Genomic DNA, 12,932 nt, shown 5'->3' with positions numbered 1-12,932 from the left:
GCGACGGAGATTACATCCTAGGGATCCCCCGTACGGCCGAACCAGACGGCGCACGGCTGCGGGGCGCGCGCCGGCGCCCGGACAGTCCGATCGTCACGAACTCTTCACGTCGCGAGACCCATCATCGGGCCCTCGGGGAGCATCCGCAGAGGTGTCTCGGACTAGGGGGCGTCGTGCTTTTGACCGCTGTTCTGCTGCTGCCGCTGCTGTCGGGCATGCTGATGGTCATGGACCGCATCGAGGACCGTGTCCTCGACCCGGATTCCGCGCGGGCCCGGCACGCCGGACGCCGCCGGCATCTGCGGCTGATCCCCGGCGGCCGCCAGGACACGCCGCCCTCCGCAGAGGGCATGCCGGACGACGACGCCCCGGCGCAGGAGTCGGCCGCCTGAACGGCCCGGCGGCATGCGACTTGGACTGAGCGTCGTCCGGCATGTGCCCTGCGTGCACCGAGAGCCCCGCGAAGGCCACGGCGCGCCCTGCCAGTCCCTTAAACAGTCCTTAAGTCGCGGTTAAGCATCGACGGTTCCGGCTCGTGCTTGCTCAACTAAGGGCGGATCATGGCAATTTGATGGGACGGTGCGACGGTTGGCGGCTCCGGCCGGACTGCGTAGCATCGGGGCCCGGCGGCGGTGAGAGCGCTCTCATCCTCTCGGCTGCCCTCGGCTGCCCTCGGCAGCCCTCGGCGGCCCTCGATGGCTTTCGTCCGCCTGCCGACGTCCTTCCCCCCACGCACGTCCGCACCAAGGAGGCATCCCCCCATGGCCCCTCGTCACCAGCGCGCTCTCGGCCGCAGGAAGTTCCTCTTCGCGCTCGGCGGCGCCGCGGTGGCCGCGCCCGCCATCGCCGCCATCGCTCCGTACGCCCTGGCCGACACTCCCCCGCGGACCAAGGCCGCGGGCGCGCTTCCGCTGACGATCGTCAACAACAGCGGCGCCTACGACAACGGATCGGTCCACGTGTACATCGTGGGCAACCAGGACGGCCGTCAGGTCCGGGTGACGCCCGACGGGACGCTCGCGCCGATCGCCGTCTCGGACAACGGCGGCGACGGCTTCACCGACTACGCCATATCCCTGGCGGGCAGCGGCGAGACGCAGATCTCCCTGCCGTTCATGTCCGGGCGGATCTACGTGTCCCTCGGGCAGAAGCTCAAGTTCAAGGCCGTCACCGACGGCAACGGCAACGCCGCGCTCCAGTATCCGGCGGGCTGGGTGTCGTCGGACCCCAACTACCCGATCCTGCACGACTGCGCCGAGTTCACGTACAACGCCTCGGGCATGTTCTGCAACACGACCATGGTCGACATGTTCAGCGTGCCGCTGAGCATCCGCCTGACCGGCGCCCAGGACCAGACGACCGGCACCGTGCGCGACGGCGGCCGGGCGGCGGCGTTCGACGCCGTGCGGCAGTCCGCGGGGTTCGACCGGCTGGTGGTGGACGACACCCGCGTGATCGCGCCGGGCCACGGCCTGGACGCCGGGCTGTTCGCCGGCGACTACTTCGCCTCGTACATCGACGACGTGTGGAACGCCTACTCCGGCAAGGACCTGACCGTCACCACCAACGCGGGAGCGTTCACCGGCCGGGTGAACGGAGGGAAGCTCGCCTTCACGGGCCCCGGCGCCGTCTCCTTCGACAAGCCGTCCACCCGCGACGTGCTGTTCTGCGACGGTGCGCTGGCCGCGCCCAACGACGGGACGACCGGTCCGGTCGCCGCGGTGCTCGGCGCCGGTTTCAACCGCTCCACGCTGCTGTCCTCGGCGGCGCAGCCGGTGACCGACGCCGCCTCGTTCTACCAGAACGCGGTGACCAACCACTACGCCGCCGCGATGCACGCGGCCACCACGGACGGCAAGGCGTACGGCTTCGCCTTCGACGACGTGGCGAACTTCGCCTCGTACGTCCAGGACACGGCCCCCTCGGGCATCCGCCTGACCCTGACGCCGTTCTAGGCAGTACGTCGCACAGCGGAGGATCACCCGCGCACGGGACGTGACCGGGTGATCCGACGACGCCCCGAGGCGCCGCGCCGGGGCGCCGGCCGCCCGGCGGGAAGGTGCGGACACGGCCCGACCAGGCCCCTGACCGCGCCGCTCCGGTCCCCCTGACGGCGCGGGCCGCCGTCCCACGCCGCTACGGCGAACCCCGGAATGCGGGACGGGTTCCGCCGTAGCAGCGTGGCAGTGTGCTGAAGCTGCCCGTACTGGCGCCCCGCCGGGACCCGGAGCAGCGGGGCTGGCTGCGCGGCGCGCCGCCGCCCCGCTGGGTCCGGGCGCTCCCCGTCGCGCTGATCCTCGCGGTGTGCGCGGCCACGCTGCTCAGCCCCGGCCCCCTGGACGTCGGGTTCCTGCTGGGCGCGATCCCGCCGCTGGCCGTGCTGTCCTACGGGCCGCTGACGACCGCGTTGTTCGGCGGCCTGGCGGTGGTCCTGCTGACCCTGCCGTTCTTCCAGCTCAACCAACCGGGCGACACCGATCTGGAGACCGTCTGCTTCGTCGCCGCGCTCAGCGTGTTCCTGTCGTTCGTGCGCAGCCGCCGCGACACGCAGCTCGACCTGGAGCGCACGGTCGCCGAGGCGGCGCAGCGGGCCGTGATGCCCCCGCTGCCCGCGCGGGTCGGGCCGGTGCGCTGCGCCGGTCTGTACCGGGCCGCGCAGCGCGGCACGCTGGTCGGCGGGGACTTCTTCGACGTGCGGCCGAGCCCTGCGGGCGTACGGGCCGTGATGGGCGATGTGCAGGGGCACGGTCTGGCGGCGGTGGCCACGGTCGCCGCGCTGCTGGGCAGCTTCCGCGAGGCGGTGCTCGACCGGCCGGACCTGACGGCGGTGGCGGCGGCCCTCGACCGGCGGCTGGTGCTGGACTCGGCGCAGACGCGGCACGCGGAGCTGTTCGCCACGGCCGCGCTGCTGGAGTTCTCCGACGACGCGCGCTCGGTGCGGGTGATCACCTGCGGCCAGCCGCCGCCGATCCTGCTGCGGGACGGCAAGGCGACGGAGATCGAGGCCGCGCCGTGGACGCCCCTCGGGCTGGGTCTGCCCGGGTCGGCGCCGTGCCAGGACGGGAAGAGCGTGCTGCTGCAACCGGGCGACGCGCTGTTCCTCGCCTCGGACGGCGTCTCGGAGGCCCGCGACGCCCGCGGCGCCTTCTATCCGCTGCTCGACCGCCTGCCGCTGCTCGGCGGCGCCGGTGATCCCGCCGCCCTCGCGCAGCGGGTGCTCGCCGATCTCCTCGCGTGCTGCGGGAACGTCCAGGACGACGTGACGATGCTCATCCTGACTCCCTGCCCGCCAGACGAGCCCTGACCGGGCGCGGGGCCCGTCGCCCGTCCCCCTCGGCACCGCTCTGCGCGTCGGGCCGATGCGGCCCCGGGGCGCGAGCACGGCGCGTCCCGAGGCCGCCGCCCGGATGCGGCCTCTGCCGTTCGCGCCCCGGGGCGCCCCCGCGGATCACACGGGCCGCGCGGACTCACGCGGACTCACGCGGATCCGTGTGGATCCGTGTGGATCCGTAGGGACCCGCACGGCGGCCCCGGCGGCCTCCCGGCCCTCTCAGGCGGCCGCAGCGCAGGGCGCGGCGCAGAGTCCGGGGTGCCCGGGGCGGGCGCAGGCGTCAGTGAGCGGCCGGAGGACCTGCGTGGGGACGCCGGAGACCGGCCGGGAGTCCGGCGTGCGCGGGTCGGGCAGTGGCGTGCGCGGGTCGGGCAGTACGGGGCGGGCGTCCGCGGCCGGGTATGCGTCGGGCTCCGCGGCGGCCGTGGCCTGCGCCGGGGCACGGCGGGCGCGGCGGTCCCGCAGCAGCGCGCCCGCGCCGATCGCGCCCGCGATGACGACGCCGCCGATCACCAGGGCGCCCCTGGCGCCCGCGGCCTGCATGAGCAGCCCGAGCAGCGGCGGGCCCACGAGGCTCCAGCCGGTGCTCGCGGTGCGCCACACGCCGAGGACTCGGCCGCGCAGGTGCGCCGGGGGGTCGGTCTGGAGCACCGTCGTGCCGGCCGTGTCGGAGATCGACTCCGCTACGGCCATCGGGGCCACGAGCAGCAGCAGGACCCACAGGGTCGGGGAGAGTCCGGCGGCGATCTGGAGCAGAGCGCCCGCGGCGGCCAACGCGCCCACCAGTCGCACCGAAGGGCTGCGCAGCCGCCCCGCGAGCACCGCGCCGGCTACTCCGCCCACGGCCAGGACGGTGGAGACGGTGCCGAAGGCCCCGGCGGCGCCGCCCAGCGGTCCGGTGACCAGCACGGCGAGGGTGAGCGCGTAGTTCCGGCCGAAGACGCTGCTCAGCGCGGTGATGCAGGCCAGGGCGACCAGGCGCGGGCGGCGCAGGAAGAAGCCGAGGCCGTCGCGGGCGCCGGTGCCCCGCCGAGCCGGCGGCCCGGTCACGCGCGCCGTACGGGGTGCGGGCGCCCTGCGGGGTGCGGGCGCCTTATGGGGCGCGGCGGCCGCGCGTCCCGCCTCGGAGTGCGGACGCAGGAACGGGATCACGGCGGCGACGGCCAGGAAGGACACCCCGTTGGCGGCGTACGCCGCCGCCGGTCCCCAGCAGCCGACCACGACGCCCGCCAGCGCCGTGCCGCCCACCCGTCCGGCCCCGCTCACCACCGAGCCCAGCGCGATCGAGGAGGGCAGGTCCTCGGGAGGCACAAGGTCGTTGCCGAGGAGGGCGCAGGCGGGTGCGTCGACGGTGGCGAGCAGGCCGGTGACGGCCGCGAGGGCCATGAGGACCGGAACCGTGAGCAGGCCGGCGGCGACGAGTCCCGCGGTGAGCAGTCCGACCAGGGCGAGCAGGGCCTGGCTGACCGAGGCGGTGAGCCGGCGCGGCCAGGCGTCGACGGCGGCGCCGCCGAGCAGGCCGAGCAGCAGCCCCGGCGCGGCCTGCGCGGACAGGGACAGCCCGGTCGCCGCGGCGGAGCCGGTGAGATGGAGCACCAGCAGGTTCTGCGCGGTCAACTGCATCCAGGTGCCCGCGTTGGACACCAGGTTGGCGGCCGACCACCAGCGCATGCTGCGGTGGCGCAGTGCCCGCCAAGGGGAGCGGTCCTCGCCGGGCGCGGTGCGGCGGCCGGGACGCAGGGGTGCGGGAAGGACGATTCGTCGCAGTGCGGTCGCGGGCAGGGGCGAAGAGGCGGAGGAGGAAGAAGCCACAGACAGACGCTTTGGGTGAGGGGCCGGTCGACGTGCCGTGCTGCGCCGCCGGGGGGGCAGCTCGACGGTGAGCGGGGCCGGGCACGGCAGATCCCCATCATCACAGAGGGCGGGGGGAAGTCGGCCGGCGCGACGCCGGAACGCGGTGGGCGCCTGCCTCAACTCGGACGCGCTGCCCGGCCGTTCACAGCCCGGTGGCGTTCCTCACAGGCGTCTTGCGCGCGGGTGGCGGCGGTGTCGGCGCCCTCTCCCTCAGGCCCCCGCCTCACGCGCGGCTCCCCGCCTCCCTCCGCCCCCGCCCCTGCATACCGCGGGAGGCCATGGCCGCGTCCGCTCCGGTCGGCGGCCTCTCCCCTGCGCAGGTGAGCCCAGAAAGTCCTCATGTGGGCGCCTCGGCGTCCCCGGGCGCATCCCAAGACGCGTCCGAGCGCGGGACGGTGTCGCGGCTCACACCGAGGGTCTCACGGGCCGCACGGCCCAGACGCCGACTCCTGGCGGCCGCCGTCCGGCGGGGCCCAGTCGCTCGGGGCGTAGAAGCGCAGCGGCCCCGCCGGCCCGTCACGGGGGGGGGAGACGCACAGCCGGCGGGGCCGCGTGCCCGAGACAGGGGGACGGCCTCGGACCGCGCAAGGACCTGGTTCCCCGGCAGCAGCGCGCCATGCACGACGCGACGCCCACCGGCGCCGTCGCCGTCGCCCCGCCTTCCGCAGGTCCCCGTCCAGCCTTCCGCAGGTCCCCGCCCAGCCTTCCGCAGGTCCCCGCCCAGCCTTCCGCAGGTCCCCGCCCAGCCTTCCGCAGGTCCCCGCCCAGCCTTCCGCGGGCCCCCGTCCAGCCTTCTCCCGGCCCTCGTACAACCGCCTCCCGGTCCCCGCCCCGCCGTCTCGCGCGCCGCGCCGGGCGTTCCGGGGACCGGCTGCGCGGCGGCCGTTCGGGACACGGCATAAGCTCGGCGGATGGCCAAGTACTTCGACGTGCATCCGGACAACCCCCAGCCACGCGCCGTCCGGCAGGTCGCCGACGCTGTGCGCGAGGGGGCGCTGATCGCGTATCCGACCGACTCCTGCTACGCCCTCGGCTGCCGGCTGGGCAGCCGCGACGGCATCGAGCGGATCCGCTCGATCCGCCGTCTGGACGACCGGCACCACTTCACGCTGGTGTGCCAGGAGTTCGCGCAGCTCGGCCAGTTCGTGCGCATCGACAACGACGTGTTCCGCGCGCTCAAGGCGTCCACCCCGGGCCGGTACACCTTCATCCTGCCCGCCACCCGCGAGGTGCCGAAGATGCTCCAGCATCCGCGGAAGAAGACGGTCGGGGTGCGCATCCCCGACCACACCGTCACGCAGGCGCTGCTGGCGGAGCTGGGTGAGCCGCTGCTGTCCAGCACGCTGCTGCTGCCGGACGAGGAGGAGCCGATGACGCAGGGCTGGGAGATCAAGGACCGGCTCGACCACGCGGTGGACGCGGTGGTGGACTGCGGTGAGTGCGGCACCGAGCCGACCACGGTGGTGGACTTCTCCAGCGGGGAGGCCGAGATCGTGCGGCGGGGCGCAGGAGACGTCTCGCGATTCGAGTGACGGCGGCGGGGGCGGCGCGGGCCCCGGGCGGACGCGTGCCACCATGGCCGTGATCCACCCCTCCCCGGTGGCTCGGCTCCGCCCGGCGCCGCCCCGCGCCGCCGTTAGGGCCGGCCGCCGGCGCCGAGCAGAGAGGCACTGCGCCATGACCGACGTACAGGGACAGAGCGTCGACATCCCGACCGAGGACGGCACCGCCGACGCCTACCTGGTCCACCCCGCTGACGGGCGCCCGCATCCTGGCGTCCTGCTCTACCAGGACGCGTTCGGGCTGCGGCCCCACCTGAAGGCGATGGGCGACCGGCTCGCCGAAGCCGGTTACACGGTGCTCGTGCCCAACGCGTTCTACCGCGCCGGACGCGCTCCCGTGGTGGAGTTGCCGGAGTTCATCGACCTGTCCGAGCGCCCGGAGATCTTCGAGAAGCTGGGACCGCTGCTCCAGTCCCTGACCCCCGACGTGGTCCGGCGGGACTCCGGCGCGTATCTGCGCGCGATGGAGGAGAGCCCCCTGGTCGCCGACGGCCCGGTCGCCGTGACCGGCTACTGCATGGGCGCCCGCATGGCGCTCCAGACCGCCGGTCTCCACCCCGAACGGGTGGCCGCCGCGGCCGGGTTCCACGGGGGCCGGCTGGCCGTCGACGGCCCTGACAGCCCGCACCTGGTCGCCGGGGACGTCACCGCCGAGGTGTACTTCGGCCACGCCGACCACGACTCCTCGATGCCGCCCGAGCAGATGGAGCGTCTGGAGCGGGCGCTCACCGAGGCGGGCGTCCGCCACCGCTGCGAGGTCTACGAGGGCGCGGAGCACGGCTTCACCCAGGCCGACACCGCCTCCTACGACCAGAAGGCCGACGAGCGGCACTGGGCGGCCCTGCTCGACCTGCTGGAGCGCACCTTCTGAACCCCCGAGGCCGGCTCCGGGCACGTTCGGCCACTCCTCGGACCGTGACCGGCGCCAACTGCTCCCCGTAAGACAGATGTCGACGTCAACGGCCCCCCACCGCACCTGCGGCAGGGGGCCGTTGTTACGGTGCTCGGCGTGTCTGAGTCCTCACGCGATACCGCACAGGGCGCCGGCTGGGGCGCGGCCGAGCGCGGCCTCTACCGGCAGTTGATGCCCGAGCAGGTGGAGAAGCTGTCGTGGCTGAACCCCGGGACCCTGTGGGCGGCCCGCAACGGCGTGCTGGCGTCCTGGTTCGGCGACCCCACGGGCCGCACCCGCGAGCGGTGGACCGCGCGCCGGGCCGCGGCCGGGGCGCCCGCGGACAAGGTGATCCGGCGCGAGACGCCGGAGCGGTTCTCGTTCCTGGTCGTCGGGGACACCGGTGAGGGCGACGACCCCCAGTTCGCCGTGGTGCCCGGCCTGTTGAAGGAGGGCGCGGGCACGGAGTTCGCGGTGATCGCGAGCGATGTGATCTACCCCGTCGGGAATACGGACGACTACGGCCCCAAGTTCTTCCGGCCGTACCGGGATTACCCGGGGCCCGTCTACGCGGTCCCGGGCAATCACGACTGGTACGAGGGTCTCGGCGGGTTCATGCGGGTGTTCTGCGCCGAGGACCGGCCGCTCGACCCCGAGGCCCCGGCCCGCCCGCTCAGCCGCGCCTGGTGGCGCGGGCTGCTCTGGCACCGGCCGCGGCCCGTGGACGAGCAACGCCTCGCCGCGGCACGGGAACTGCGGTCCGCGCCGGGGCAGCAGGCGGTGCAGCCGGGTCCGTACTGGGCGCTCGACGCGGGTCCCCTGCGGATCGTCGGCATCGACACCGGGCTGCTCGGCACGATCGACGCCGAACAGGGCGCGTGGCTGCGGGAGGTCTCCCGGGGGCCGAGGCCGAAGATCCTGGTCACCGGCTCGCCGCTGTACGTGGACGGCGAGCACCACCCGTGCGCCATCGAGGGCGGCGGCACGGTCGACGACATCGTGCGCGACCCGGAGCACCGCTATGTGGCCGCGATCGGCGGCGACATCCACAACTACCAGCGCTATCCGGTCGACGTGGACGGCCGCACCGTCCAGTACGTGGTCTCGGGCGGCGGCGGCGCGTTCATGCACGCCACGCACACCATCCCCCGGGTGTCGATCGCGAACGTCACCGAGCGGGACTTCCGCTGCTATCCGCTGCGCGGCGACTCGCTGGCCTTCTACAGCCGCCTGTACGGCCGTCGGCTGCGGATGCGCCGCCTCTTCACCCTCAGCGAGGCCGAGGCGACGGCCGTGGTGGCCGATCGGCTCGGGATCGAGCCCAGCCGCCCGCCCGGCCCGGACGCGCGGATCACCCTGCGGGCGCGACTGGTGGCGAGCCTGCTGGGCGCGGGCGGGCGCCCCGACCGCACGTCACGGCTCCGGCTGCCTGTGCGCAAGATCTACACCCAGCTCTTCTCCCCCAGCTCGGCCACCTACAGCCCGCCGTTCTTCAAGAGCTTCCTGCGCCTGGACGTCACCCCGGAGGCGATACGGCTGCGCTGCTTCGCGGCGACCGGCAACCGCGCCCAGGAGATCGATCCGCCGGTCGAGGACGAGGTGACGATCCCGCTGCCCTGACCGCCCGGCCGTCGGCCAGTGCTGTGGCCGCCCGAGCCGCCGGCGCAGGTCAGGTCAGGTCACCAGCGGCCGGGCTCGCTGCCGGTCAGCGGCTGCGAGGCCCTGCCGTCCGCCCCGACCGGCACGTCACCGGCCAGCATCACCCGGTGCATGATCCTCGGATGGTCCAGGTGCGCGGTGTCGCCGGGCGCCAGGTGCATGGCGGCCCGGTTGTCCCAGAACGCCACGCTGCCCGGCTCCCAGCGGAAGCGGACCGTGTACTCGGGGCGGACCGCCTGCTCCAGCAGCATCGACAGGATCGCCACGCTCTCGGCGCGGGAGAGGCCGGCGATCTGCTCCACGTAGTAGCCGTTGACGAACAGCACCCGCTCCCCCGTCTCCGGGTGGACGCGCACCAGCGGGTGCAGGGTAGCTACTTGATGATCCATCAGGTGACGCAGGTAGGCGTCGTCCCCCGGGCGGGGCTGGTAGCCGACGCCGAGCCGGTGCTCGGCGCGCAGCCCGTCGACGAAGGCGCGCACGGGGCCCGACAGTCCGGCGTAGGCGGCCGCGAGGTTGGACCAGGTGGTGTCGCCGCCGTAGGGCGGGACCGTCTCGGCCCGCAGGATGGTCGCGGCGGGCGGGTCGACCCGGGCGCCGTGGTCGCAGTGCCAGCCGCGCAGCAGGGTGTGCCGGCGCCGCCGGAGCCATTCCTCGTGGTCCATGCCGAACCGGCCGCCCAGCTCCAGGCGGTCCGCGGTGGTCTCCACCTCGGGAACGTCCCGCGGGGACGCGCCGCCGCGCCGGGGCAGCACCACCGGCTCGCCGAACCGGCGGGCCAGCGCCACGTGCGAGGCGTGGTCCAGCTTCTGCTCGCGGAAGAACACCGCCTTCCAGCGCAGCAGCGCCGCGCGGATCTCCGCGACCGCGGCGTCGTCGAGACGCCCGGCGAGGTCCACCCCGGTGATCTCGGCGCCGATGTGCCCGGCGACCGGCCTCACCTCGATGCCGCCCGCCCCCGCCTCAGCGCCCGCGCCTGCTCCCGTGCCGTTCGCCATCTGCGCTCCGCTGCTCGTCCGTCACGCTCCCAGCAGATCGTGGCAGGCTTTCGGGCGCGCGGCGACAGTGCCTCGGCCCTGGGGCGACGCTCCCCACCGCCGGGGAGAGCGACGCCGCGCCCCGGCCGCCGGGCACTTGGTCGGCGACGGGACGCGACGAGGGAACCCGGCGGGCGGGGAGACCCGTCCGGCGGGCGGCGCGGGCCCCTCCGGCACGCAGCCCCACCCGGCTGGCGGCGCAGGGCAGTTCGACGCGAGCCCGTCCGGTAAGTGGCGCGGGCCCGTTAGGCGCGCAGCCCCACCAGCGGGCAGCGCGGGCCCGTTAGGCGCTGACCCCTTCGGCAGGCGGCGCGGGGCAGTTCGGCGCGAGCCCGTCCGGCAGGCGGCGCGGGGCCGTTCGGCGCGGGGCCCCTCCAGCGGGCAGCGCAGGGCAGTTCGGCGCGAGCCCGTCCGGTGGGTGGCGAGGGCCCGTCCGGCGCGGGGCCCCTCCAACGGGCAGCGCGGGCCCGTTAGGCGCACGCCCCTCCGGCAGGCGGCGCACGCCCCTCCGGGCGGCGCGCCCGTCCGCGCGGCACGCCCGTGGGCGGCGGCCCGGTGCGGTCCGCGGCGCCCGCCCGGCGCGGGAGTCAGCCGCGCTGCGCGCGCAGCGCCGCGAGGGCGCGGTCCGCGTGGGCGTTCATGCGCAGCTCGCTGCGGACGACCTCCAGCACCGTGCGGTCCTGGCCGATGACGAACGTGGCGCGCTTGGTGGGGGCGAGCTGGAAGCCGCGTCGCACGCCGAACCGTTCGCGCACGGCGCCGTCGGCGTCGGACAGCAGGGGCATGTCCAGCCGGTGCTGTCCGCTGAACTCCTGCTGGCGCTCCACCGGGTCGCCGCTGACCCCGACGGCCCGCGCGCCGACGGCGGCGAACTCGGCGGCCAGGTCGCGGAAGTGGCACGCCTCGGCGGTGCAGCCGGCCGTGAGGGCGGCCGGGTAGAAGAAGAGCACCACCGGCCCGTCGGCGAGCAGTTCGGACAGGGTCCGGGCCGTACCCGTCTCGTCCGGCAGCGTGAAGTCGTCGACCCGGTCGCCGGGCTTCACCGCCGTCACGACGCCGCCTCCGCGCCCTTGGCGACCGCGCGGGCCCAGAGCACGAGGGGCGCCTGGAGGGGCAGCCGTCCGAACGCCGCCGCCTTCTGCCGGGCGGGGCGGCGGCGCCAGTCCACGGCCATCTTCACGTTGGCGGGGAACACCCCGACGAAGAAGGCGGCCGTGGCGAGCGCGCTCGTCCTGCGCGTGCGCGGCAGCGCCAGGCCCGCGGCGAGCGCGAGTTCGGCGGCGCCGCTGGCGTAGGTCCAGGTGCGGGGGCTGCCGGGCAGGGCGCGCGGGACGATCGCGTCGAACTGCCGTGGGGAGACGAAGTGGGCGGCGCCCGCCGTAGCCAGTAGGCCGGCGAGCAGCAGGGGCGAACGTTCTGACCGGGACACGGTTCCTCCTCTGACTGTCTGCCGCGCAATCTTACTGGTCGGTAAGCAGATGCCGAGGGCGGCGGTCGGCAAGGCGCCCGCGCCCTGCGGCCTGACCTCGTTCGGGCGAATGTGCCCGGCGCCGTGCTTGACGCCGGGCGGGCTCGTCGACACCTCAGCCGTGACCCTGCCGCTGATCCCGCCCATGCTCGCCACCCCCGGCACGCTGCCCTCCCCCGCACAGGACGCGCGCTGGGCGTACGAGACGAAGCAGGACGGCCAGCGCGTGGTGGCGTATCTGCCGGGGGACGGCTCCGTGCTGCTGCGGGCCCGCTCCGGCGAGGACATCACGGCCGCCTATCCGGAGCTGCGCCCGCTCGGCCGGGCCCTCGGCGCCACCGCGGCCGTGCTGGACGGCGAGGTGCTGGCGCTGGACGAGACGGGCCGGGCCAGCTTTCAACTGCTCCAGAACCGCATGGGCTTGGCCCACGCGCCGGGGACGGCGGCACGGCGGGCGGCGCAGACCCCCGTCCACGCCGTGCTGTTCGACGCGCTGCGCCTGGGCACGCGGTCGCTGCTGGGACTGCCCTACGCGCGGCGGCGCGAACTGCTGGAGTCGCTGGGGCTCGACGGGCCGTATTGGTCGGTGCCGGGGGCCGTCGTCGGCCACGGCGCCCAGGCGCTGGCCGCCACCCGCGCGCATGGCCTGGAGGGGCTGGTCTGCAAACGGCTGGACTCGGTGTACGAGCCGGGGGTGCGCTCCCGGGCCTGGATCAAGATCCGCAACATGCGCACCGAGGACGTGATCGTGGGCGGCTGGCTGCCCGGCAGGGGGCGCCTGTCGGGCCTGCCCGGGGCCGTGCTGACGGGCCAGCGCGCGGGTGGCGCGCTGACGTACGTCGGCGGCGTGGGGACCGGCTGGAGCGCCGGGGAGCGCTCCGCACTCGCCGCGCTGCTCGCGGGCCTGGCGACCGACGTGTGCCCCTTCGACCCGGCGCCTGCGGTGCGCGGCGCCCACTGGGTGCTGCCGCGGCTGGTCGGCGAGGTGCGCTACAGCGTCCGCACCCGGTCGGGCCTGCTGCGCCAGCCGTCGTGGGTGCGGCTGCGCCCGGACCTGGCGCCCGAGGACGCGGCGGCGGACCTTCCAGAGAGCCCGAACGGATGAGCTGTGCACCGGGACGGCGGCGCG

At 75.2% G+C, this 12,932-nt stretch carries 11 protein-coding genes; 7 read left to right on the top strand and 4 right to left on the bottom strand.

The annotated features are described in order from the left end of the window. Positions 1-173 precede the first annotated feature (173 nt). The 3 genes from ABZ861_RS28450 (at position 174) to ABZ861_RS28440 (ending at position 3,304) form a co-directional block, all read left to right on the top strand. Positions 174-392 carry a hypothetical protein gene (locus tag ABZ861_RS28450; RefSeq protein ID WP_361635863.1) on the top strand — a complete coding sequence of 73 codons (219 nt, stop codon included), beginning with the start codon at positions 174-176 and terminating at the stop codon, positions 390-392. 369 nt (positions 393-761) lie between these two features. Beyond that, complete coding sequence (locus tag ABZ861_RS28445) at positions 762-1,955, top strand: glycoside hydrolase family 64 protein (RefSeq protein ID WP_361635860.1); 1,194 nt, start codon at positions 762-764, stop codon at positions 1,953-1,955. Positions 1,956-2,188: 233 nt separating this feature from the next. Beyond that, positions 2,189-3,304 carry a PP2C family protein-serine/threonine phosphatase gene (locus ABZ861_RS28440; protein ID WP_361635857.1) on the top strand — a complete coding sequence of 372 codons (1,116 nt, stop codon included), beginning with the start codon at positions 2,189-2,191 and terminating at the stop codon, positions 3,302-3,304. Positions 3,305-3,550: 246 nt separating this feature from the next. On the opposite strand, the gene ABZ861_RS28435 is transcribed toward ABZ861_RS28440, so the two are convergent. After that, complete coding sequence (locus tag ABZ861_RS28435; protein ID WP_361635980.1) at positions 3,551-5,089, bottom strand: MFS transporter; 1,539 nt, start codon at positions 5,087-5,089, stop codon at positions 3,551-3,553. Between the two features lie 1,007 nt (positions 5,090-6,096). On the opposite strand from ABZ861_RS28435, the gene ABZ861_RS28430 reads away from it, so the two are divergent. The 3 genes from ABZ861_RS28430 (at position 6,097) to ABZ861_RS28420 (ending at position 9,259) form a co-directional block, all read left to right on the top strand. Next, entirely contained in the window at positions 6,097-6,717 is a 621-nt protein-coding gene (locus ABZ861_RS28430) for an L-threonylcarbamoyladenylate synthase (protein WP_361635855.1), read from the top strand. Between the two features lie 145 nt (positions 6,718-6,862). Further along, the gene (locus ABZ861_RS28425) at positions 6,863-7,618 is read left to right on the top strand and encodes a dienelactone hydrolase family protein (protein ID WP_361635852.1); all 756 of its coding nucleotides are present in this window, start codon (positions 6,863-6,865) and stop codon (positions 7,616-7,618) included. 138 nt (positions 7,619-7,756) lie between these two features. After that, positions 7,757-9,259, top strand: coding sequence for a metallophosphoesterase (locus ABZ861_RS28420; RefSeq protein ID WP_361635849.1), 1,503 nt, complete (start codon positions 7,757-7,759; stop codon positions 9,257-9,259). Positions 9,260-9,318: 59 nt separating this feature from the next. Here ABZ861_RS28420 and ABZ861_RS28415 read toward each other — a convergent pair whose 3' ends face one another. The 3 genes from ABZ861_RS28415 to ABZ861_RS28405 form a co-directional block, all read right to left on the bottom strand. Further along, on the bottom strand, positions 9,319-10,296 hold the full coding sequence (locus ABZ861_RS28415) for a TauD/TfdA family dioxygenase (RefSeq protein WP_361635846.1): 978 nt from the start codon (positions 10,294-10,296) through the stop codon (positions 9,319-9,321). 626 nt (positions 10,297-10,922) lie between these two features. Beyond that, positions 10,923-11,387, bottom strand: coding sequence for a peroxiredoxin (locus tag ABZ861_RS28410; protein ID WP_361635843.1), 465 nt, complete (start codon positions 11,385-11,387; stop codon positions 10,923-10,925). Next, the gene (locus ABZ861_RS28405) at positions 11,384-11,764 is read right to left on the bottom strand and encodes a hypothetical protein (RefSeq protein WP_361635840.1); all 381 of its coding nucleotides are present in this window, start codon (positions 11,762-11,764) and stop codon (positions 11,384-11,386) included. The genes ABZ861_RS28410 and ABZ861_RS28405 overlap by 4 nt, the downstream gene beginning before the upstream one ends. Positions 11,765-11,924: 160 nt before the next feature. Here ABZ861_RS28405 and ABZ861_RS28400 point away from each other — a divergent pair, with 160 nt between their 5' ends. Further along, the gene (locus ABZ861_RS28400; protein ID WP_361635837.1) at positions 11,925-12,908 is read left to right on the top strand and encodes an ATP-dependent DNA ligase; all 984 of its coding nucleotides are present in this window, start codon (positions 11,925-11,927) and stop codon (positions 12,906-12,908) included. Positions 12,909-12,932: the final 24 nt, after the last annotated feature.

The sequence above is a fragment of the Streptomyces sp. NPDC046985 genome (assembly GCF_040644415.1).
Taxonomy (GTDB): Bacteria; Actinomycetota; Actinomycetes; order Streptomycetales; family Streptomycetaceae; genus Streptomyces.
This window is presented reverse-complemented; position numbering and strand designations above follow the sequence as displayed.

What these genes read in the sequence shown, in the direction of transcription:
- ABZ861_RS28445 (WP_361635860.1), top strand. Translation starts at nt 762, where the DNA reads ATGGCCCCTCGTCACCAGCGCGCTCTCGGCCGCAGGAAGTTCCTCTTC.
- ABZ861_RS28430 (WP_361635855.1), top strand. Translation starts at nt 6,097, where the DNA reads ATGGCCAAGTACTTCGACGTGCATCCGGACAACCCCCAGCCACGCGCC.
- ABZ861_RS28425 (WP_361635852.1), top strand. Translation starts at nt 6,863, where the DNA reads ATGACCGACGTACAGGGACAGAGCGTCGACATCCCGACCGAGGACGGC.
- ABZ861_RS28415 (WP_361635846.1), bottom strand. Translation starts at nt 10,296, where the DNA reads ATGGCGAACGGCACGGGAGCAGGCGCGGGCGCTGAGGCGGGGGCGGGC.